A 22331-nucleotide genomic window follows, 5' to 3' on the forward strand; every position below is an offset into this window, starting at 1 on the left:
TGGTCAAACTTATTTTTCAAATTAGTCGGGCAGGATTTAACGCCCTGCCCGACTTTCTTTACGAATGAAAACAATCTATTTTTAATCTTTTGTCAAAAGGTATTTTGGCAAACGATTGTCGAGCTGCGTAAAAGAGTCTTTATAAAGACCTATAACTAGAGGGAGGTAGGCTCCTTGATAGACGTTAATGAATTTGAATATATGAAAATTGGTTTAGCTTCCCCTGACAAGATTCGTTCTTGGTCATATGGTGAAGTAAAAAAACCAGAAACAATTAACTATCGTACATTAAAACCAGAAAAAGATGGTTTATTCTGTGAACGTATTTTCGGTCCTACGAAAGACTGGGAATGTCACTGTGGTAAATACAAACGCGTTCGTTATAAAGGCGTAGTTTGTGACCGTTGTGGTGTTGAAGTAACACGTGCAAAAGTTCGACGTGAACGTATGGGTCATATCGAATTAGCAGCCCCAGTTTCTCATATTTGGTACTTCAAAGGTATTCCAAGCCGTATGGGTCTTATCTTAGATATGTCACCACGTGCTTTAGAAGAAGTAATTTACTTCGCATCTTACGTTGTCATCGAACCAGGTGCTACAAACTTAGAAAGTAAACAATTACTTTCTGAAAAAGAGTATCGTGCATACCGCGAAAAATTCGGTAACACATTCGAAGCTGCTATGGGTGCAGAAGCCATTAAAAAGCTTCTTGGTAAAATCGATCTTGAAGATGAAACACATTCTTTAAAAGAAGAGTTAAAATCTGCACAAGGTCAACGCCGTACACGTGCGATTAAACGTCTTGAAGTGGTAGAGTCATTCCGTAACTCAGGTAACTCTCCAGAGTGGATGATTTTAGATGTACTACCTGTTATTCCACCGGAGCTTCGTCCAATGGTTCAACTAGATGGTGGTCGTTTTGCAACTTCTGACTTAAACGATTTATATCGTCGTGTCATTAACCGTAATAACCGTTTAAAACGTTTGTTAGATCTTGGTGCACCAAGCATCATCGTTCAAAACGAAAAACGTATGTTACAAGAAGCAGTTGATGCATTAATCGATAACGGTCGTCGTGGTCGTCCTGTAACTGGACCAGGTAACCGTCCGTTAAAATCACTTTCTCATATGTTGAAAGGGAAACAAGGTCGTTTCCGTCAAAACTTACTTGGTAAACGTGTAGACTATTCTGGTCGTTCCGTTATCGTAGTAGGTCCAAACTTAAAAATGTACCAATGTGGTCTACCGAAGGAAATGGCGATTGAGCTATTTAAACCTTTCGTTATGAAAGAATTAGTAGAACGTGGTCTTGCACATAACATTAAATCTGCTAAACGTAAAATCGAACGTTTAAACAACGACGTATGGGACGTTTTAGAAGATGTTATCCGTGAGCATCCGGTCCTATTAAACCGTGCTCCGACGCTTCACCGTCTTGGTATCCAAGCATTTGAACCAACACTAGTTGAAGGTCGTGCAATTCGTCTTCACCCGTTAGTATGTACAGCTTACAACGCTGACTTCGATGGTGACCAAATGGCGGTTCACGTACCATTATCAGCAGAGGCACAAGCTGAAGCTCGCCTTCTAATGCTTGCTGCACAAAACATCCTAAACCCGAAAGATGGTAAACCAGTTGTTACACCATCTCAAGACATGGTATTAGGGAACTATTATTTAACACTTGAGCGTGAAAATGCTCGTGGTGAAGGTTCGATTTTCTATGGACCAAACGAAGTGCTAATCGCATATGATACTGGCCATGTTCACTTGCATACTCGTATCGCGATCAAAGCAAGTTCACTGCACAATCCAACGTTTACAGAAGAACAAAATAATATGTTCTTACTAACAACGGTTGGTAAAGTAATCTTTAACGAAATCTTGCCTGAATCATTCCCGTTCATTAACGAACCGACTGATTTCAACTTAGAGCAAGTAACACCAGATAAATACTTCGTAAACTTAACAATTGACGAAGAAACTCTAGCAGAGCTTGAAGCAGATGCTGCTTACAACCAATTAGATGAAAAAGGTAAAGTTGACGCACAACGTTCAGCGGTACTTCGCAAATACTTTGCATCTGTACCTGTTGTAAACCCATTCCGCAAGAAATTCTTAGGAAATATCATTGCAGAAGTGTTCAAACGTTTCCACATTACTGAAACATCTAAAATGCTTGACCGTATGAAAAACTTAGGTTTCAAATATTCAACTCGCGCTGGTATCACTGTTGGTGTATCTGACATCGTGGTATTACCAGATAAAGGTGACATCTTAGCAATAGCACAAGAGAAAGTAGATAAAGTTCAAGCGCAATTCCGTCGTGGTTTCATCACAGAAGAAGAGCGTTATGACCGTGTTATCTCTAGCTGGAGTGCGGCGAAAGATGAAATTCAATCAAAACTGATGAAGTCGCTTGAGAAAACAAACCCAATCTTTATGATGTCTGACTCAGGTGCCCGTGGTAACGCATCTAACTTTACACAGTTAGCAGGTATGCGTGGTCTGATGGCCAACCCGGCTGGTCGTATTATCGAACTTCCAATCAAGTCTTCATTCCGTGAAGGTTTAACAGTATTGGAATACTTCATCTCAACACATGGTGCGCGTAAAGGTCTTGCCGATACAGCCCTAAAAACTGCCGATTCAGGTTACTTAACACGTCGTCTTGTAGACGTTGCACAAGATGTCATTGTGCGTGAAGATGACTGTGGAACAGACCGTGGCTTAACAATCGGAGCGTTAATGGAAGGTACAGAACTAATCGAAGCGTTAGACGAACGTATTGTTGGTCGTCATACGAAGAAAACGATTTTCCATCCAGAATCAGGCGATGTTATTTTAGAAAAAGACGGCTTAATCGACCAAGATATCGCTCGTATTATTACGGAAGCTGGTATCGAAGAAGTAACAATCCGTTCTGCATTTACATGTAATACAAAACATGGTGTATGTAAAAAATGTTACGGCATGAACTTAGCAACTGGTGAAAAAGTAGAAGTTGGGGAAGCAGTTGGTATTATTGCGGCTCAATCAATCGGTGAACCAGGTACTCAGTTAACAATGCGTACATTCCATACAGGTGGGGTAGCCGGAGACGATATTACACAAGGTCTTCCACGTATCCAAGAGATTTTCGAAGCACGTAATCCAAAAGGTCAATCTGTTATTTCTGAGATTGCTGGTACGGTGTCAGATATCACTGAAATCCGTGAAGGTCTAAAAGAAATTACCGTTCAAGGTGATGTAGAAACTCGTAAATACCAAGCACCTTATAATGCACGTCTAAAAGTCATCGAAGGTGACGCAATCGAACGTGGTCAAGTATTAACAGAGGGTTCTATCGATCCAAAACAATTATTAAAAGTAAAAGACGTTTCAACAGTTCAAGAATATTTACTAAAAGAAGTACAAAAAGTTTACCGTATGCAAGGGGTAGAAATTGGAGATAAACACATCGAAGTAATGGTACGCCAAATGCTTCGTAAAGTGCGCGTAATCGAAGCTGGTGATACAGAATTATTACCAGGCTCATTATTAGATATTCACCAATTCTCAGAGGCAAATGCAGATGCTGTGCTAAACGGCAAAAACCCTGCAACATGTCGCCCTGTAATTCTAGGTATTACAAAAGCTTCATTAGAAACAGAATCATTCTTATCTGCTGCATCATTCCAAGAAACAACTCGTGTGTTAACGGATGCTGCAATTAAAGGTAAACGTGATGAACTTCTAGGATTAAAAGAGAACGTAATTATCGGTAAACTTGTTCCTGCAGGTACTGGTATGCAACGTTATCGTCAAATCCGCATTGAAAAAGATGAGCTTGACGCAGAAGATCTAGTTTCTGCTGAATAACTTAAATGAAAGCTCCGAAGAGATGACAAAAGCGCATCTCTTCGGACTTTTTAAAGATATTAGTTGACAGTAGAAATTGATAATGATAATATATTGAAGGTTGATAGTTAACTGTCTGTACTTCGGAGGATATGAAAATGTCTTATGATAAAGTAAGGGCTAGTCAAACAATCATTGGTACAAAGCAAGCAGTAAAAGCAATGCAAGCTGGTTTAGTGAAAGAGCTTTTTGTGGCACTTGATGCAGACAATTGGGTAACCGATTCGGCCATATCTTTCGCGAGAGAAATCGGTATACCAGTTATTCTTGTCGAGTCCAAAAAGGAACTAGGCAAAGCCTGTGGAATCCATGTTGGAGCTGCGGTAGTTGCTATTGCTGTAGATTAGTTTTTGTGTATAAAACACAAAGACTTTGTTTTTACCCAAAAAATGAACCACCTGGATGTGTGGTATTAATAGTGAATGAATGAAGGGAGGAAAAACCGATGCCTACAATTAACCAATTAGTACGTAAGCCTCGTCAATCTAAAATCACGAAATCAAAATCACCAGCGTTAAACAAAGGATATAACTCATTTAAAAAATCTTTAACTGATGTTAAGTCTCCTCAAAAACGTGGTGTTTGTACTCGTGTAGGTACAATGACACCTCGTAAACCAAACTCAGCGTTACGTAAATACGCTCGTGTGCGTTTAACTAACCAAATTGAGGTTACAGCTTATATCCCAGGTGAAGGCCACAACTTACAAGAGCACAGTGTTGTTCTTATCCGTGGCGGACGCGTAAAAGACTTAGCGGGTGTTCGTTACCATATCGTACGTGGTGCTCTTGATACAGCTGGTGTAAACGGTCGTTTACAATCACGTTCTAAATACGGAACAAAACGCCCTAAAGAAAAAAAATAATTTAACACGCTAAGTGTTAATAAATAACGAGCCTGATGTTGGTATCACCGATTTCCAATCATGCTAGCTGATGTGGAAATTTAGTGATAACGACATTTTAGGCGAAGTTTATAAAAAAAATCGATAATTATTCGAAAGGAGGAAAACACATGCCTCGTAAAGGTCCTGTTTCCAAACGTGACGTGTTACCAGATCCAATTTATAATTCAAAACTAGTAACTCGTTTAATCAATAAAATGATGGTTGATGGTAAAAGAGGTACTTCTCAAAAGATTTTATACGGTGCGTTCGAACTAGTTAAAGAACGTTCTGGTGAAAATCCAATTGAAGTATTCGAAGCTGCTCTAAACAACGTAATGCCAGTTCTTGAAGTACGCGCTCGCCGTGTTGGTGGTTCAAACTACCAAGTACCAGTTGAAGTACGTCCAGAACGTCGTACAACTTTAGGTCTTCGTTACCTAGTTAACTATTCTCGTCTTCGTGGTGAAAAAACTATGGAAGAGCGTTTAGCTAACGAAATTCTAGATGCTTCTAACAACACTGGTGCATCAGTTAAAAAACGTGAAGATATGCACAAAATGGCAGAAGCGAACAAAGCATTCGCTCACTACCGTTGGTAATCTAAACATAGCATAAGCCCAATATGGAAGGAGAAATACCTAATGAAACGCGAATTCTCTCTAGAGAATACTCGTAATATTGGGATCATGGCTCACATTGATGCTGGTAAAACAACAACAACTGAGCGTATCCTTTATTACACAGGTAAGATTCACAAAATCGGTGAAACTCATGAAGGCGCTTCTCAAATGGACTGGATGGAGCAAGAGCAAGAACGTGGTATTACAATCACTTCTGCTGCAACAACAGCTCAATGGGCAGGCCACCGTGTAAACATCATCGATACTCCTGGACACGTAGACTTCACTGTAGAAGTAGAACGTTCTTTACGCGTACTTGATGGTGCTGTAACAGTACTAGACGCTCAATCTGGTGTTGAGCCTCAAACAGAAACTGTATGGCGTCAAGCTACAACTTACGGTGTTCCACGTATCGTATTCATTAACAAAATGGATAAAACAGGTGCAGACTTCTTGTATTCAGTAGGTACTCTACACGAACGTTTACAAGCAAACGCTCACCCAATCCAATTACCTATCGGAGCTGAAGATCAGTTCTCTGCTATCATTGACTTAGTTGAAATGAAAGCAACTTTCTACGGCGATGAAAAAGGTACTGCAGTAACTGAAGGTGAAATTCCTGAAGAGCACCGCGAAATCGCTGAAGAATACCGTGAAAAATTAATCGACGCTGTTGCAAGTGTTGATGAAGAAATCATGGAAAAATATTTAGAAGGCGAAGAAATCACTGTTGCTGAGCTTAAAGCGGCTATCCGTCGTGCTACAATCGCAGTAGAATTCTACCCAGTAATCTGTGGTACAGCATTCAAACACAAAGGCGTACGCCCAATGTTAAATGCAGTTATCGATTACTTACCATCTCCAGTTGATGTACCAGCAATCAAAGGTACTTCAGTTGATGGTGACGAAGAGTTAGAACGTAAATCTTCTGATGACGAGCCATTCTCAGCTCTTGCATTCAAAGTTATGACTGACCCATTCGTAGGTAAATTAACTTTCTTCCGTGTGTACTCTGGAACATTAGATGCAGGTTCATACGTACAAAACTCTTCTAAAGGTAAACGTGAACGTGTAGGTCGTATCCTACAAATGCACGCTAACTCTCGTGAAGAGATTTCTAAAGTGTTCGCTGGGGACATCGCAGCAGCAGTAGGTCTTAAAGATACTACTACTGGTGATACTCTATGTGACGAGAAAAACCTAGTTATTCTTGAATCAATGGAATTCCCTGAACCAGTAATTTCTCTTTCTGTAGAACCAAAATCAAAAGCTGACCAAGACAAAATGGGTCAAGCTTTACAAAAACTTCAAGAAGAGGATCCAACTTTCCGTGCTCACACTGACACAGAAACTGGACAAACAATCATCTCAGGTATGGGTGAGCTTCACCTTGATATCTTAGTTGACCGTATGCGCCGTGAATTTAAAGTAGAAGCTAACGTAGGTGCTCCAATGGTATCTTACCGTGAAACATTCCGTAGCTCTGCAAAAGTTCAAGGTAAATTCACTCGCCAATCTGGTGGTCGTGGACAATATGGTGACGTAACGATTGAGTTCTCTCCAAATGAAGAAGGTAAAGGCTTCGAATTCGAAAACGCTATCGTTGGTGGTGTAGTTCCTCGTGAATACATCCCTGCAGTTGAAGCAGGTCTTCGTGACTCTCTTGACCGCGGTGTAGTAGCTGGTTACCCACTAATCGACATTAAAGCGAAATTAGTATTCGGTTCTTACCATGACGTTGACTCGAATGAGATGGCGTTTAAAATCGCAGCTTCTATGGCTCTTAAAGAAGCAGCTAAACAATGTGATGCTGTAATTTTAGAACCAATGATGAAAGTAGAAGTTGTAATTCCAGAAGAGTACCTTGGTGATATCATGGGTAACATCACTTCTCGTCGCGGACGCGTTGAGGGTATGGATGCTCGCGGTAACTCTCAAGTTGTTCGTGCAATGGTTCCACTTTCGGAAATGTTTGGTTACGCAACAACTCTTCGTTCAGCAACTCAAGGTCGCGGTGTATTCTCAATGACATTTGATCATTATGAAGAAGTACCAAAATCAATTGCTGCTGACATCATCAAAAAAAATAAAGGTGAATAATTGAATTTTCATCTTGCATAAAGTATAACTAATTTGTAAGCTATGATTGCAGGATAGAGGATGGGCCCGTTCTCTATCAGCATTCATTCTATAAATTTTTAAATAAAACATACAATTTCGAGGAGGCAATCTCTAATGGCTAAAGAAAAATTTGACCGTTCAAAAACGCATGCTAACATTGGTACAATCGGACACGTTGACCATGGTAAAACAACTTTAACTGCTGCAATCGCTACAGTTCTTTCTAAAAAAATGGGTGGTACAGCTAAATCATACGCTGATATCGATAACGCACCAGAAGAAAAAGAACGTGGTATCACAATCAATACTTCTCACGTAGAATACGAAACAGAATCTCGTCACTATGCACACGTTGACTGCCCAGGACACGCTGACTATGTTAAAAACATGATCACTGGTGCTGCACAAATGGACGGCGGTATCTTAGTAGTATCTGCTGCTGACGGCCCAATGCCACAAACTCGTGAACACATCCTTTTATCTCGTCAAGTAGGTGTTCCATACTTAGTAGTATTCATGAACAAATGTGATATGGTAGACGACGAAGAATTATTAGAATTAGTAGAAATGGAAATCCGTGACCTACTTTCTGAATATGACTTCCCAGGCGACGATATCCCAGTAATCAAAGGTTCTGCTCTTAAAGCTCTTGAAGGTGAACCAGAATGGGAAGAAAAAATCGTTGAATTAATGGACGCTGTAGATTCTTACATCCCAACTCCAGAACGTCAAACTGACAAACCATTCATGATGCCAGTAGAGGACGTATTCTCTATCACTGGTCGTGGTACAGTTGCAACTGGCCGTGTTGAACGTGGTCAAGTTAAAGTTGGTGACGTAGTTGAAATCGTAGGTATCGCTGAAGAAGCTAAATCTACAACTGTAACTGGCGTTGAAATGTTCCGTAAATTATTAGACTACGCTGAAGCTGGTGACAACATCGGTGCTTTACTTCGTGGTGTAGCTCGTGAAGAAATCCAACGTGGTCAAGTATTAGCTAAACCAGGCTCAATCACTCCACACACAAACTTCAAAGCTGAAGTTTACGTTTTATCAAAAGAAGAGGGTGGCCGTCATACTCCATTCTTCTCTAACTACCGTCCTCAGTTCTACTTCCGTACAACTGACGTAACAGGTATCTGTAACTTACCAGAAGGCGTTGAAATGGTAATGCCTGGCGATAACATCGAAATGACAGTAGAACTTATCGCTCCAATCGCTCTTGAAGAAGGTACTAAATTCTCTATCCGTGAGGGTGGCCGTACTGTAGGCGCTGGCGTAGTTGCTTCTATCCAAAAATAATATTTAGCTTAGGCTAATTTTAAAACCAATCTGTAGGGACGCTTACAGATTGGTTTTTTATGTTAAAATATATAAGTGAAAGGAGCGTCAGCGTATGGAAATGAAGGTTTTATTGATAGAAGATGATTCATCAATTTTTGCAATGATCGAAGAACGCTTTTTGCAATGGTCATTACGTGTTGTAGGTCCAACTGATTTTCAAAAGGTGATGGATGATTTTATCGAAGAGAAGCCACAGCTAGTTTTAATAGATATTCAACTACCGGCATATGATGGCTTTCATTGGTGCCGTGAAATACGACATATTTCAAAGGTGCCGATCCTCTTTCTATCTTCACGAGATCATCCAATGGATATGGTAATGGCGATGCAGATGGGTGCCGATGATTTTATACAAAAACCCTTCCATATGGAGGTGTTACTTGCAAAAGTTCAAGCTATTTTACGCCGTACTTATGACTATGTTGAAGAAACAATGGATGTCACGCGTTTCAATGGTGCCGTTTTGGATTATGCGCGTAGTGAGATTATGTATAATGGGCAGCTTGTTTCGTTAACTAAAAATGAACTGTTTATTTTACGAGTTTTATTGGAAAAGGCTAATCATATCGTTTCTAGAGAGGACTTAATGAGAAAACTATGGGACGATGAGCGCTTTGTGAATGATAATACATTATCAGTCAATGTTAATCGATTACGTGCTAAGCTAGAGGATATCGGCTTACAGGAAGTTATTGTGACAAAAAAGGGGCTCGGCTATATAGCAGTGACGCAGGTGACGTGAGTGAAAATGCTATTTTTATTTATAAGAGAACGGCTAGCGTGGATTGGCTTTTTTGTTTTTCTTCTTGTCGTGCTTAACATATTATTTTCTTTAGACATTGGTTTAGTTGGCATCTCTATTTGGTATGTCAATATGATTATGATTGTGGCGTTTTTCATTTTTTTATTATGGCGGTATACAAAGGAAATTGGTCAACTGAAAGATTTCCTGGGAAATGTAGATAGCAGGCTGGATGATGCTCATGCTAGAAGTTTAGCTCTATCACCTTTTCAGGAGGCATACTACCTAAAAATTGAAGACGTCTTCTATGATAAGGACGCAGAGCTGAATCATGCGAAGGTGCAGCTACAGGAGTATTCAGATGAGCTGTTAGCATGGGTACATGAAGTGAAGGCCCCTTTAACAACTATAAATTTAATGTTAGATCGTATCGAAGACTCAACTTTGCGTAGGAAGTTAGAGACCGAATGGTTAAGGTTGCATCTGCTTGTCGATCAGCAATTACACCAAACACGTCTTGCAACGATTGAAAAGGATAATTTTTTAAGTGAAATAGAACTGCGCGATGTTGTTTACAAAGAAATACGTGCGATGCAAGCATGGTGCTTAGAAAAGGATATCGGCTTTGATGTTGGTGAATTAACAGAAGTGGTTTTAACTGATAGTAAATGGATAGCGTTCATTGTAAGGCAAATTCTATCAAATGCTATTAAATATAGCCCTATTAATACAGAAATCTTTATTTTTACAGAGGTTGATTCATCTGGTGCAACGTTGTTACATATTAAGGATAATGGCATTGGAATAAGAACAGATGATATGCCACGGATTTTCCAGAAATCGTATACAGGAACGGCAGGCAGAGAATCTGCACAGTCAACGGGGATGGGCTTGTATTTAGCACATAACATTGCTCAAAAAATTGGCGTTCGTATTAGTGTACAATCAGTAGTAGGGGAAGGGTCAGTCTTTACACTACGATTCCCATTACAAAATGAATATGCCAAACTAACAGGTAGATGACGAAATTGTCACCTACCTTTTTATATTGTCATGTAAAACGCACGAATTGAACGTGTAGACAGGGTACACTTGTAGTATAGAAAGGGGCGTTAACCTGTGGCAGTTTTAATTGGACGTAAAGTAAAAAAAGTATATGGTAAAAAATCGACGGCACAAGAGGTGTTGAAAGGTATAGATTTAGAAGTGAATGAAGGAGAGTTTGTTGGCATTATGGGTCCGTCAGGCTCAGGGAAGACGACATTATTAAATGTGTTGTGTTCGATTGATTTTGCAACGGAAGGTGTCATTGAAATAAATGGACAAAGCTTACGAGGGATGAAAGAAAAAGCTTTAGCTAATTTCCGTCGCGAACAGCTTGGGTTCATATTCCAAGATTATAATTTATTGGACACTTTGACAGTGAAGGAAAACATCTTGCTGCCATTAGCGATTAGCAAGTTACCGAAAGCTGTAGCAGAAAGTCGTGTCAAAGAGCTTACTTATTTACTTGGTATTGGAGATATATTAAATAAATACCCAAATGAAATTTCTGGCGGTCAAAAGCAACGTACATCGGCTGCGCGTGCATTAATTACAAATCCATCAATGGTCTTTGCGGATGAACCTACAGGTGCACTGGATTCGAAATCAGCAACAGCTCTGTTGAAGAATTTGCAAAGTATTAATGAAACCAAGAAAGCGACAATTATGATGGTAACGCATGATGCAGTGGCAGCGAGTTTCTGTACACGTGTTTTGTTTTTAAAAGATGGGCTGATTTACAGTGAACTATACAAAGGTGATAAAACAAGACAGGCATTTTTCCAAGAAATCATGCATACGCAAAGTGTGCTAGGCGGTGACGGTTATGAGTCTTAGTAAGCTTGTATTCCGAAGTATGAAGAAAAATATGAAACATTATTATTTATACTTCTTTGCACTTATTTTTAGTGTGACACTCTATTTTTCTTTTGTGACATTACAGCATAATGGTGAAGTTTTTGATTCCGTTCAAAAGAGTGGCACAGCATCAGCAGGATTTAAGGCTGCAACTTATATTTTGTACTTTATTATTTTATTTTTCGTGTTATATGCAAACCACTTATTTATGAAGCGTCGTAGCAAGGAAATTGGCTTGTATCAGCTAATAGGAATGACAAAGGGATTAATTGTACGCTTATTGGCTTTAGAAAGCATTCTATTATTTGTAGGAGCTGTCGCTGTAGGGATAATTGTTGGTTTCTTTAGCTCTCGCCTAATCGCCATGATTTTATTGCGTATCATTGAAAAAGAGACGCTTGTGAAAATGACCTTTAGTACTCAAGCATTGCAGCAGTCTATTGTTGTTTTCGCTATCTTATTAGTGATCGTCTTGTTCCAAATGACGTGGATGATTCACCGTGTATCACTATTATCCTTATTTAGCGCGGCTAAACAAGCAGATGAGCGTGTAAAACGATTCAGCCCATTACAAATGGTTATTGGCTTTTTAGGGCTTGTACTCATTGCATATGGCTACTATGCATCAACGAAATTATTTGATATTAATAATGCAGGCAATCTATTTAATAATATGATTATTATTTTGGCTACAACAATTGGGGGAACATTCCTAGTTTTCCGTTTCTCTGTAGCATTTATAATGAATACTGTTCGTTTAAAGAAAAATGGACATTTGACTGTCCATGATGTATTAGCGTTAACACCAATTATGCATCGCATGAAAAGTAATGCTAAATCATTGACACTGATTACAGTTTTAACGGGTGTATCACTTGGAATTACCACTTTATCATATATTTCGTATTATTCTTCAGAAGCTGATGCCTATAGTCAAATCCCTGGCGATTACATTTTGCATGAAGATCAAGGACAGGATTTTTTAAAGAAACTAGAGGAAAATAATATCGCTTATGATAAGGTTGAATATCGTTTACAAGGGGTTACAGCTACCATCGCTCAGTTAATGGCTAAAGAACAAAAAGATAGTCCATTTTATAACATGGAAGGCACGATTTATACCATTCCACTTTCTGATTATCAACGTAGAAACCCAAATACAACAATTGCGGGTAATGATGTTATTTTAACGAACTATGGTGGCTATATGGCGGAGATGTTCCCATTAGAAAAGGATCGTAATCTAGTCGTATCAGCAGGTAAACTTAAAGAAACACTGCATGTCAAAGCTATTCATGATGAAAGTATTATTGGTGGAACAGTAACGTCTGGTGGCGGAGGTCCAATTTTTGTAGTGTCTGATGCATTGTTTGAAAAATTGTCAACGCAAGCAAAACTATTCCCTTGGCATAAACAAACTTCGATTACATTACAGTCAAAGAAAGACCTTGCACTAGCTGAAAAATTGTATGAAGAATCAGGCGCAGATGCCATTACTATTTTTGATAATGATGGCAATACGCAAAACTTTAAAATCAAGTCATTTGAAGCTGAACGTAAAGGAAATATTGAATCACTTGGGTTAATAATTTTTACGACAGCATTTTTAGGCTTAGCATTTTTAATGACGACTGGTAGCATTCTGTACTTTAAACAAATGTCTGAAGCAGAAGAAGAACGAGGAGCATATACAATTTTAAGAAAGATTGGCTTCTCAGAACGAGATATCATGAAGGGAATCTTTATGAAACAGGCGTTCAATTTTGGTGTTCCTTTACTTATTGGTCTACTTCATAGTTATTTTGCAGTGAAATCAGGATGGTTTTTATTTGGTTCAGAATTAACAACACCGTTATGGATTGCTATGAGCTGTTACGTCGCTTTATATGCAATTTTTGCAGTCCTTTCGGTTGGTTATTATAAAAAAGTAATAAGAGAATCATTATAACTATTAAATAGGAAGAAACTCCGAAAAACAGTATGATCTAATACAGGTCATACTGTTTTTTGAATTTTATATTTAATGAAATATTTCATAACAGCTTGACTTTCGTTTGTCAGAATATTAAAGTTTAACATATTAATAATCTAGTGTACGAAAGTGAAGTGTCTTTATGAATGCGGTAATTGTGGCAGTAGCTGTCATGTTAATATTAAGTTTGCTTCGAATCAATGTTGTCCTTTCACTTGTTTTAGGAGCCTTTGCAGGGGGCTTAACAAGTGGTATGGGTATTCAAGCAACTGTCGAGTCGTTTACAGAGGGGTTAGGGGCAGGTGCTACTATTGCACTTAGTTATGGTTTACTTGGTGGATTTGCTATAGCTATCTCGAAGACAGGTATACCTGACTTATTCATTGCAGGTATGTTAAACGTGTTAAATAAAAATGGTTCAAGTAATAGGAAGGGCTTAGTAAAAGTATTAATTTTTCTTCTTATTTTTATCATGGCCATTTTTTCTCAAAATTTAATTCCAATTCATATTGCTTTTATCCCTTTACTAATACCACCGATTTTAAAGGTTTTAAATATGCTTGAAGTGGATCGTAGAATAATAGCAACATTGATTGCGGTTGGCTTAATTGGCACCTATAGTTTTGTACCAGCAGGCTTCGGGGCCATCTTCCAAGAAATTGTGTCAACGCAAGTTACAAATGCCGGAATGGTTGCACAAGCAAGTGATGTGCCTGTAGCAATGGCTATTCCTATCCTAGGTATGTTAGTAGGACTAGGGATTGCCTTCTATGTATATCGCAAACCACGTATATACAAAAATACAGATGTAGAAACAGCGACTTTAAATGTGAATGTCAGTAAATCAGTTATTATTTCTACGGCACTAGCATTAATTGTTTCCCTTATCGCGCAAATCGCAACAGATTCCATGATTGTCGGAGCCTTTGCAGGGATCATGATTATGTATTTTACGGGTGCTCTTAAATGGAGAGAGGCCGATGAAATTCTATCAGAAGGTATGAAAATGATGGCGTTCATTGGCTTCGTCATGATTGCTGCCAATGGATTCGCCTCAGTAATCAATGCTACGGGTGATGTAGATAGCTTAATTACAAGCTCTCTGACATACCTTGAAGGCAATAGAAGTTTGGCGGTATTTATAATGCTGGTGATTGGATTAGTTGTAACAATGGGCATTGGTTCTTCTTTTGCGACAGTACCGATTATTGCGACTTTATTTGTTCCGTTAGCACAAGGATTAGGAATGAGCCCTTTAGCGATATTGTGCTTAATCGGAACTGCGGGCGCATTAGGTGACGCAGGTTCACCAGCATCAGATTCAACATTAGGACCAACTGCTGGCTTGAATGTTGATGGACAACATAATCATATTTGGGATACATGTGTACCAACGTTTATCTTTATTAATATTCCACTCGTCCTATTTGGTTGGATTGCCTGTGTATTCTTTCTATAATATTGAGAAGCAGTTTCTAATTTTAGAGACTGCTTTTTTTATTAATTGTTCGAAATGTTCGAAAACGTAGATAGCACAGGTTATGTGTTGCAAAATACACGAAAATTATATATACTAGTAAACGGCTTAAATAAGCGAGAAATATTAGTAGTAAAGAATATCTACAACATTTAAAAGAATTTAGCGAAAAGACTTGCTTATTCTTTTTTTATTGTATATAATGTTGAATGTTGGTCTTTGACTGCGATGAAACGAGAGGTTGCCGACACACCCGGCCGCTTTGCCATGGCGGTGCGTTGGAGAATTTTCGTGGAGAATGTCTAGAAAATAGGCGAGAAGGAGGGAAAATAATGGCAAAACAAAAGATTCGTATTCGTTTAAAAGCGTATGATCACCGTATTTTAGATCAGTCTGCTGAGAAAATTGTGGAGACTGCAAAACGTTCAGGTGCAAGTGTATCAGGTCCGATTCCACTTCCAACTGAGAAGTCTGTGTACACAATTCTACGTGCTGTTCACAAGTACAAAGATTCTCGTGAACAATTCGAGATGCGTACGCATAAACGTCTGATCGATATCGTTAACCCAACACCACAAACTGTTGATGCGTTAATGAAACTTGATTTACCATCTGGCGTTGATATCGAAATCAAACTTTAATGGTAAAAACAATATAACAACTTTTTAAAACTTACAGGAGGTGTGACAAATGGCTAAAGGAATCTTAGGTAGAAAAATTGGTATGACACAAGTTTTCGCTGAAAACGGCGATTTAATCCCGGTAACAGTTATCGAAGCTACTCCAAACGTAGTTCTTCAAAAGAAAACTGTTGAAACAGACGGCTACGAAGCAATTCAAGTTGGTTTCGAAGATAAGCGCGTTAAGCTTTCTAACAAACCAGCGCAAGGTCACGTAGCAAAAGCGAATACTGCTCCTAAGCGCTTCATTCGTGAATTCCGCAACGTGAACGTTGAAGAATACGAAGTTGGTCAAGAAGTCAAAGTAGAAATTTTCGCAGAAGGCGATGTAATTGATGTAACAGGTGTTACTAAAGGTAAAGGTTTCCAAGGTGTTATCAAACGCCACGGACAATCTCGTGGTCCTATGGCCCACGGTTCTCGTTACCACCGTCGTCCTGGTTCAATGGGTCCAGTTGCTCCGAACCGCGTATTTAAACAAAAGAAATTACCTGGTCAAATGGGTGGCACAGTAGTTACAATCCAAAACTTAGAAATCGTAAAAGTTGATGCGGAACGTAACTTACTACTTGTTAAAGGTAATGTTCCTGGTTCTAAAAAAGCTCTAGTTACAGTTAAAACTGCAATTAAAGCTAACTAATCACTTCAAGAAAGGAGGAAACAGGAATGACAAAAGTATCTGTACTTAGTCAAACAGGTGCTTCAGTTGGTGAAATCGAGTTAAACGAAGCGATCTTCGGAATCGAGCCAAATGAAGCAGTATTATTCGACGCAGTAGTTGCACAACGCGCTTCTCTTCGTCAAGGTAATCATAAGGTGAAAAACCGTTCTGAAGTTGCTGGTGGTGGTCGTAAACCATGGCGCCAAAAAGGAACTGGTCGTGCTCGTCAAGGTTCTATCCGTTCTCCACAATGGCGCGGCGGTGGTATCGTATTCGGTCCAACTCCACGTAGCTATTCTTATAAATTACCTAAAAAAGTTCGTCGTTTAGCTCTTAAATCTGCTTTATCAGCTAAAGTAGTAGAACAAAACTTCTTAGTTCTTGATGCTCTTACACTAGCAGCACCAAAAACAAAAGAATTCACTAAAATTCTTAAAGATCTTTCTTTAGAGAAAAAATCTTTATTCGTAACTGCTGACCTAGATGAAAACGTAGCATTATCTGCTCGTAACATCCCTGGTGTAACAGTGTTAACTGCAAACGGAATCAACGTTCTTGATCTTTTAGGTCACGAAAAAGTTGTATTCACTAAAGCTGCAGTAGAAAAAGTTGAGGAGGTGCTTGGATAATGGAAGCACGTGATATTTTAAAACGTCCGGTCATTACTGAGCGTTCTTCAGAACTTATGGCAGAGAAAAAGTATACTTTCGAAGTAGACACTCGCGCTAACAAAACTCAAGTAAAAGACGCTGTAGAAGAAATCTTTGGCGTAAACGTTGAGAAAGTAAACGTTCTTAACTACAAAGGTAAATTCAAACGCGTTGGCCGTTACGGTGGTTACACAAACAAACGTCGTAAAGCGATTGTTAAACTAACTGCGGACAGCAAAGACATCGAATTATTCGAAATGTAATCCTTTAAGGATTTATGATTTGAACAATCAAGAAGGAGGGAAACACAATGGCGATTAAAAAGTATAAACCTACCTCTAATGGTCGTCGTAATATGACGTCTTTAGACTTTGCGGAAATTACAACTAACAAGCCTGAGAAATCATTGCTTGAACCAACTAAACGCAAAGCTGGTCGTAACAACCAAGGTAAAATCACTGTTCGTCATCATGGTGGTGGTCATAAGAAGCAATATCGTGTTATCGATTTCAAACGTGTTAAAGATGGCATTCCAGCGAAAGTTGCTACTATCGAATATGATCCAAACCGTTCTGCGAATATCGCATTAATCAACTACGCTGATGGAGCAAAAGCTTACATCTTAGCACCAAAAGGTCTAGAGGTTGGTCAAACAATCGTATCTGGTCCAGATGCTGATATTAAAGTAGGTAACACATTACCATTAGCAAACATTCCAATGGGTACAACAATCCATAACATCGAGTTAAAACCTGGTAAAGGTGGACAATTAGTACGTTCTGCTGGTACTTCTGCGCAAGTACTTGGTCGTGAAGACAAATACGTAATCGTTCGTCTACAATCTGGTGAAGTACGTTTAGTTCTTGCTACTTGCCGCGCTACAATCGGTCAAGTTGGTAACGAACAACATGAACTTGTACACATCGGTAAAGCAGGTCGTAGCCGTTGGTTAGGTAAACGCCCAACTGTTCGTGGTTCTGTAATGAACCCTAACGATCACCCACACGGTGGTGGTGAAGGACGTTCTCCAATCGGACGTAAATCACCGATGACACCTTGGGGTAAACCAGCACTTGGTTACAAAACTCGTAATAAGAAAAACAAATCGGATAAATTCATCATCCGTAGTCGTAAAAAATAAAGTGGTTAAACTACGGTTCTATGTGAGAGCCGTGGTGGAATCACAGAGGGAGGTTCCTACATGGGTCGCAGTTTGAAAAAAGGACCTTTTGTTGACGACCACTTAATGAAAAAAGTGGAAGCACAAGAGGCTTCTGAGAAGAAACAAGTTATTAAAACTTGGTCTCGCCGTTCTACAATCTTCCCGAACTTCATCGGACTAACAATTGCTGTATATGATGGACGTAAACATGTTCCTGTATACGTAACAGAAGATATGGTAGGCCACAAACTTGGTGAATTCGCACCGACACGTACTTACAAAGGTCACGGTGCAGACGACAAGAAAACAAGACGCTAATTTTGAGAGGAGGTAAATCCTAATGACACAAGCTAAAGCTATCGCTCGCACAGTACGTATCGCTCCTCGTAAAGTTCGTCTAGTTGTAGACTTAATCCGAGGTAAGCAAGTAGGTGAGGCAGTTGCAATTTTACGTCATACTCCAAAAGCGGCGTCTCCAGTCGTTGAGAAAGTATTAAAATCTGCAGTTGCTAATGCTGAGCACAACTACGATCTAGATATCAACTCTTTAGTAGTTTCTGAAGTATTCGTTGATGAAGGTCCAACATTAAAACGTTTCCGTCCACGTGCACAAGGACGTGCAAGCGCAATTAACAAACGCACAAGCCACATCACTTTAGTGGTATCTGAGAAGAAGGAGGGTTAATCCGTGGGTCAAAAAGTACATCCAATAGGACTGCGCGTTGGTATTATTCGTGACTGGGAGTCAAAATGGTACGCTGAAAAAGACTATGCAACTCTACTTCACGAAGACATCAAAGTGCGTAAATATATTGAAACGGCTCTTAAAGACGCTTCTGTTTCTAAAGTTGAAATCGAACGTGCTGCAAACCGTGTAAACATTACAATTCACACTGCTAAACCAGGGATGGTAATCGGTAAAGGTGGTACTGAAGTTGAAAATCTTCGTAAATACCTTGGCGAATTAACTGGTAAACGTGTACACATCAACATCATCGAAATTAAACGTGCTGATCTTGACGCTCGTCTAGTAGCTGAAAACATCGCTCGTCAATTAGAAAACCGTGTTTCATTCCGTCGTGCACAAAAGCAATCAATCCAACGCACAATGCGTGCTGGTGCAAAAGGAATTAAAACACAAGTATCTGGTCGTTTAGGTGGCGCTGATATCGCGCGTGCTGAACACTATAGTGAAGGAACTGTTCCACTTCATACTCTACGTGCTGACATCGACTATGCACACGCAGAAGCTGACACTACTTACGGTAAATTAGGCGTTAAAGTATGGATCTACCGTGGTGAAGTTCTTCCTACGAAGAAATCTGTGGAAGGAGGCAAATAATATGTTATTGCCTAAACGCGTAAAATACCGTCGTGAACACCGCGGAAACATGCGTGGCGAAGCGAAAGGCGGTAAAGAAGTATCTTTCGGCGAATGGGGCTTACAAGCTCAAACTGCTAGCTGGATTACTAACCGTCAAATCGAATCTGCACGTATCGCGATGACTCGTTACATGAAACGTGGCGGTAAAGTTTGGATTAAAATCTTCCCGCACAAACCTTACACGAAAAAACCTCTAGAAGTCCGCATGGGTTCTGGTAAAGGTTCTCCTGAAGGTTGGGTAGCAGTTGTTAAACCAGGAAAAGTAATGTTCGAAATTGCTGGTGTATCTGAAGAGATCGCACGTGAAGCACTTCGTTTAGCATCACATAAGCTTCCTGTTAAATGTAAGATCGTAAAACGTCAAGAAACTGGTGGTGAATCTAATGAAAGCTAATGAAATCCGTGACCTTGCCACTTCTGAAATTGAATTAAAAGTGAAATCACTGAAAGAAGAGCTTTTCAACCTTCGCTTCCAATTGGCGACTGGTCAATTAGAAAACACAGCTCGTATTCGTGAAGTGCGTAAAGCAATCGCGCGTATGAAAACTGTTATTCGTGAAAGAGAAATCAGTGCAAATAACTGATAAAGGAGGTTTTCAAGTATGACTGAGCGTAATCAACGCAAAGTTTACACGGGCCGCGTTGTTTCAGATAAAATGGACAAAACAATTTCTGTTTTAGTTGAAACTCACAAAAAGCACAAGCTTTATGGTAAACGTGTAAAGTACTCTAAAAAGTTTAAAGCTCATGATGAGCAAAACCAAGCGAAAATCGGTGATATCGTACGTATCATGGAGACTCGCCCGCTATCAGCTACTAAACGTTTCCGTCTAGTTGAAGTTGTAGAAAAAGCGGTTATTATTTAATAACTATTTCGGAACAACCAATTTCCGAAGGGAGGTAACCTAAGTGATCCAACAAGAAAGTCGTATGAAAGTTGCTGACAACTCAGGTGCACGTGAAGTTCTTACAATTAAAGTGCTTGGTGGCTCTGGCCGTAAAACTGCTAACATCGGTGATATCGTTGTTTGTACAGTTAAGAAAGCAACACCAGGTGGCGTTGTCAAGAAGGGTGACGTTGTTAAAGCTGTTATCGTTCGTACTAAATCAGGCGTACGTCGTAAAGACGGTACTTACATCAAATTTGATGAAAATGCTTGTGTAATTATTCGTGATGATAAATCACCACGCGGAACTCGTATTTTCGGACCTGTTGCACGTGAATTACGTGACAGCAACTTCATGAAAATCGTTTCTCTAGCTCCAGAAGTTCTTTAATTTCATGACAGTGCCAATCAAGGAGGTGCGACAGCATGCATGTAAAAAAAGGTGACAAGGTTAAGGTTATCACTGGTAAGGACAAAGGCAAAGAAGGAGTAATCCTAGCTGCTTTCCCTAAACAAGACCGCGTTCTTGTTGAAGGTGTAAACATCGTGAAAAAACACGTTAAACCTAACCAATTGAATCCACAAGGTGGGATTGTAAGCCAAGAGGCTGCAATTCACGTTTCGAACGTAATGCTAATCGATCCTAAATCTGGCGAGCCGACTCGTGTAGGTTATAAAATCGAAAACGGTAAAAAAGTTCGTGTTGCAAAAAAATCAGGTGCAGTAATCGACTAATTAGTAAATAAAAGAAGGGAGGTACACACATGAGCCGCCTAAAAGAAAAATATTTAAATGAAGTTTCTCCTGCTCTAATGAGCAAATTTGGATATAAATCAGTTATGCAACTTCCAAAAGTTGATAAAATCGTTATCAACATGGGTGTTGGCGATGCAGTTCAAAACTCTAAAGCGCTTGATGCAGCTGTAGAAGAATTGACAATTATCACTGGTCAAAAACCAGTAGTAACTAAAGCGAAAAAATCGATCGCAGGTTTCCGTCTACGTGAAGGTATGCCTATCGGTGCTAAAGTTACATTACGCGGTGAGCGTATGTATGAATTCTTGGATAAATTAATCGCAATCGCATTACCTCGTGTACGTGACTTCCGTGGTGTTTCTAAAAAAGCATTCGATGGTCGCGGTAACTACACTCTTGGTGTTAAAGAGCAATTAATTTTCCCAGAAATCGATTACGATAAAGTTTCAAAAGTACGCGGTATGGACATCGTGATCGTAACGACAGCGAACTCTGACGAAGAAGCTCGCGAGTTATTGACACAATTCGGTATGCCGTTCCAAAAGTAATTAAACAAGGAGGGCGAAAACGTGGCTAAAAAATCTATGATCGTTAAACAACAACGTAAGCAAAAGTTTAAAGTGCAAGAGTATACACGTTGTGAACGCTGTGGTCGTCCACACTCAGTATATCGCAAATTCAAACTTTGCCGTATTTGTTTCCGAGAACTTGCATATAAGGGACAAATTCCTGGCGTTAAAAAAGCCAGCTGGTAATCCCCTAATTTGGGAAGGAGGTAAATGTAATGACAATGACTGATCCGATTGCAGATATGCTTACTCGCATTCGTAATGCGAACATGGTTCGTCACGAGAAGTTAGAAGTACCAGCTTCCAACGTGAAAAAAGAAATCGCTGAAATTTTAAAGCGTGAAGGTTTCGTACGTGACGTAGAATACGTGGAAGACAACAAACAAGGTATCATCCGTATCTTCTTAAAATACGGTAAAGATAACGAGCGCGTTATCACTGGCCTAAAACGTATTTCTAAACCTGGTCTACGTGTATATGCTAAAACAAATGAAGTTCCTAAAGTACTGAACGGTCTTGGTATCGCTTTAGTGTCAACTTCACAAGGTTTATTAACAGATAAAGAAGCTCGCGCTAAACAAGTTGGCGGCGAAGTTCTAGCATACGTTTGGTAATTAG

Annotated in this window: 27 protein-coding genes; all 27 read left to right on the plus strand. The window is 39.5% G+C overall.

Features of this window, described 5'->3' with window-relative positions:
• The first annotated feature begins 174 nt into the window (after positions 1 to 174).
• The 27 genes from rpoC (at position 175) to rpsH (ending at position 22327) form a co-directional block, all read left to right on the plus strand.
• Entirely contained in the window at positions 175 to 3861 is a 3687-nt protein-coding gene (rpoC, locus tag LS41612_RS01075) for a DNA-directed RNA polymerase subunit beta' (RefSeq protein WP_024364380.1), read from the plus strand.
• A 137-nt stretch (positions 3862 to 3998) separates the two neighbouring features.
• Positions 3999 to 4247, plus strand: coding sequence for a ribosomal L7Ae/L30e/S12e/Gadd45 family protein (locus LS41612_RS01080; RefSeq protein WP_024364379.1), 249 nt, complete (start codon positions 3999 to 4001; stop codon positions 4245 to 4247).
• Between the two features lie 98 nt (positions 4248 to 4345).
• Positions 4346 to 4765, plus strand: a complete 420-nt coding sequence (rpsL, locus tag LS41612_RS01085; protein WP_010860613.1) for a 30S ribosomal protein S12 — start codon at positions 4346 to 4348, stop codon at positions 4763 to 4765.
• 149 nt (positions 4766 to 4914) lie between these two features.
• A complete protein-coding gene (rpsG, locus tag LS41612_RS01090) occupies positions 4915 to 5385 on the plus strand; it encodes a 30S ribosomal protein S7 (RefSeq protein ID WP_024364378.1) in 471 nt (156 codons plus the stop codon).
• A 42-nt stretch (positions 5386 to 5427) separates the two neighbouring features.
• On the plus strand, positions 5428 to 7506 hold the full coding sequence (gene fusA / locus LS41612_RS01095) for an elongation factor G (protein ID WP_024364377.1): 2079 nt from the start codon (positions 5428 to 5430) through the stop codon (positions 7504 to 7506).
• 135 nt (positions 7507 to 7641) lie between these two features.
• On the plus strand, positions 7642 to 8829 hold the full coding sequence (tuf, locus tag LS41612_RS01100; protein ID WP_024364376.1) for an elongation factor Tu: 1188 nt from the start codon (positions 7642 to 7644) through the stop codon (positions 8827 to 8829).
• A gap of 100 nt (positions 8830 to 8929) precedes the next feature.
• Positions 8930 to 9613, plus strand: a complete 684-nt coding sequence (locus LS41612_RS01105) for a response regulator transcription factor (protein ID WP_024364375.1) — start codon at positions 8930 to 8932, stop codon at positions 9611 to 9613.
• Positions 9614 to 9619: 6 nt separating this feature from the next.
• On the plus strand, positions 9620 to 10636 hold the full coding sequence (locus LS41612_RS01110) for a sensor histidine kinase (protein ID WP_024364374.1): 1017 nt from the start codon (positions 9620 to 9622) through the stop codon (positions 10634 to 10636).
• Between the two features lie 96 nt (positions 10637 to 10732).
• Complete coding sequence (locus LS41612_RS01115) at positions 10733 to 11494, plus strand: ABC transporter ATP-binding protein (RefSeq protein WP_024364373.1); 762 nt, start codon at positions 10733 to 10735, stop codon at positions 11492 to 11494.
• Positions 11484 to 13463: an FtsX-like permease family protein gene (locus LS41612_RS01120; protein WP_024364372.1), complete on the plus strand. Its 1980-nt coding sequence runs from the start codon at positions 11484 to 11486 to the stop codon at positions 13461 to 13463. Before LS41612_RS01115 ends, LS41612_RS01120 begins: the two co-directional genes overlap by 11 nt.
• A gap of 166 nt (positions 13464 to 13629) precedes the next feature.
• Positions 13630 to 14946, plus strand: a complete 1317-nt coding sequence (locus LS41612_RS01125) for a Na+/H+ antiporter family protein (RefSeq protein WP_024364371.1) — start codon at positions 13630 to 13632, stop codon at positions 14944 to 14946.
• Between the two features lie 350 nt (positions 14947 to 15296).
• Positions 15297 to 15605: a 30S ribosomal protein S10 gene (rpsJ, locus tag LS41612_RS01130; protein WP_004233624.1), complete on the plus strand. Its 309-nt coding sequence runs from the start codon at positions 15297 to 15299 to the stop codon at positions 15603 to 15605.
• Positions 15606 to 15654: 49 nt separating this feature from the next.
• Positions 15655 to 16284, plus strand: coding sequence for a 50S ribosomal protein L3 (rplC, locus tag LS41612_RS01135; protein ID WP_024364370.1), 630 nt, complete (start codon positions 15655 to 15657; stop codon positions 16282 to 16284).
• 26 nt (positions 16285 to 16310) lie between these two features.
• A complete protein-coding gene (rplD, locus tag LS41612_RS01140) occupies positions 16311 to 16934 on the plus strand; it encodes a 50S ribosomal protein L4 (protein ID WP_010860604.1) in 624 nt (207 codons plus the stop codon).
• The gene (gene rplW / locus LS41612_RS01145) at positions 16934 to 17218 is read left to right on the plus strand and encodes a 50S ribosomal protein L23 (RefSeq protein WP_036205532.1); all 285 of its coding nucleotides are present in this window, start codon (positions 16934 to 16936) and stop codon (positions 17216 to 17218) included. The genes rplD and rplW overlap by 1 nt, the downstream gene beginning before the upstream one ends.
• Positions 17219 to 17265: 47 nt before the next feature.
• On the plus strand, positions 17266 to 18096 hold the full coding sequence (gene rplB, locus LS41612_RS01150; protein ID WP_024364368.1) for a 50S ribosomal protein L2: 831 nt from the start codon (positions 17266 to 17268) through the stop codon (positions 18094 to 18096).
• 60 nt (positions 18097 to 18156) lie between these two features.
• Positions 18157 to 18435 (plus strand): 30S ribosomal protein S19, encoded by a 279-nt coding sequence (gene rpsS, locus LS41612_RS01155; protein WP_004233637.1) that lies wholly within the window; start codon positions 18157 to 18159, stop codon positions 18433 to 18435.
• Positions 18436 to 18457: 22 nt separating this feature from the next.
• Positions 18458 to 18802, plus strand: coding sequence for a 50S ribosomal protein L22 (rplV, locus tag LS41612_RS01160; RefSeq protein ID WP_004233639.1), 345 nt, complete (start codon positions 18458 to 18460; stop codon positions 18800 to 18802).
• A 3-nt stretch (positions 18803 to 18805) separates the two neighbouring features.
• Positions 18806 to 19459, plus strand: a complete 654-nt coding sequence (gene rpsC, locus LS41612_RS01165) for a 30S ribosomal protein S3 (protein ID WP_024364367.1) — start codon at positions 18806 to 18808, stop codon at positions 19457 to 19459.
• 1 nt (position 19460) lies between these two features.
• The gene (rplP, locus tag LS41612_RS01170) at positions 19461 to 19895 is read left to right on the plus strand and encodes a 50S ribosomal protein L16 (RefSeq protein WP_010860599.1); all 435 of its coding nucleotides are present in this window, start codon (positions 19461 to 19463) and stop codon (positions 19893 to 19895) included.
• Positions 19885 to 20085: a 50S ribosomal protein L29 gene (gene rpmC, locus LS41612_RS01175; RefSeq protein ID WP_004233646.1), complete on the plus strand. Its 201-nt coding sequence runs from the start codon at positions 19885 to 19887 to the stop codon at positions 20083 to 20085. Before rplP ends, rpmC begins: the two co-directional genes overlap by 11 nt.
• Positions 20086 to 20103: 18 nt before the next feature.
• Positions 20104 to 20367 carry a 30S ribosomal protein S17 gene (gene rpsQ, locus LS41612_RS01180; protein WP_024364366.1) on the plus strand — a complete coding sequence of 88 codons (264 nt, stop codon included), beginning with the start codon at positions 20104 to 20106 and terminating at the stop codon, positions 20365 to 20367.
• Positions 20368 to 20410: 43 nt separating this feature from the next.
• The gene (gene rplN / locus LS41612_RS01185; protein ID WP_004233650.1) at positions 20411 to 20779 is read left to right on the plus strand and encodes a 50S ribosomal protein L14; all 369 of its coding nucleotides are present in this window, start codon (positions 20411 to 20413) and stop codon (positions 20777 to 20779) included.
• A gap of 35 nt (positions 20780 to 20814) precedes the next feature.
• Positions 20815 to 21123 carry a 50S ribosomal protein L24 gene (gene rplX, locus LS41612_RS01190; protein WP_004233652.1) on the plus strand — a complete coding sequence of 103 codons (309 nt, stop codon included), beginning with the start codon at positions 20815 to 20817 and terminating at the stop codon, positions 21121 to 21123.
• A gap of 29 nt (positions 21124 to 21152) precedes the next feature.
• Positions 21153 to 21692, plus strand: coding sequence for a 50S ribosomal protein L5 (gene rplE / locus LS41612_RS01195; RefSeq protein WP_024364365.1), 540 nt, complete (start codon positions 21153 to 21155; stop codon positions 21690 to 21692).
• A 21-nt stretch (positions 21693 to 21713) separates the two neighbouring features.
• Positions 21714 to 21899: a type Z 30S ribosomal protein S14 gene (locus LS41612_RS01200; protein WP_004233656.1), complete on the plus strand. Its 186-nt coding sequence runs from the start codon at positions 21714 to 21716 to the stop codon at positions 21897 to 21899.
• Positions 21900 to 21928: 29 nt separating this feature from the next.
• Entirely contained in the window at positions 21929 to 22327 is a 399-nt protein-coding gene (gene rpsH / locus LS41612_RS01205; RefSeq protein ID WP_008181717.1) for a 30S ribosomal protein S8, read from the plus strand.
• The last annotated feature ends 4 nt before the right edge of the window (positions 22328 to 22331 follow it).

The sequence above is a fragment of the Lysinibacillus sphaericus genome, assembly GCF_002982115.1.
GTDB lineage: Bacteria > Bacillota > Bacilli > Bacillales_A > Planococcaceae > Lysinibacillus > Lysinibacillus sphaericus.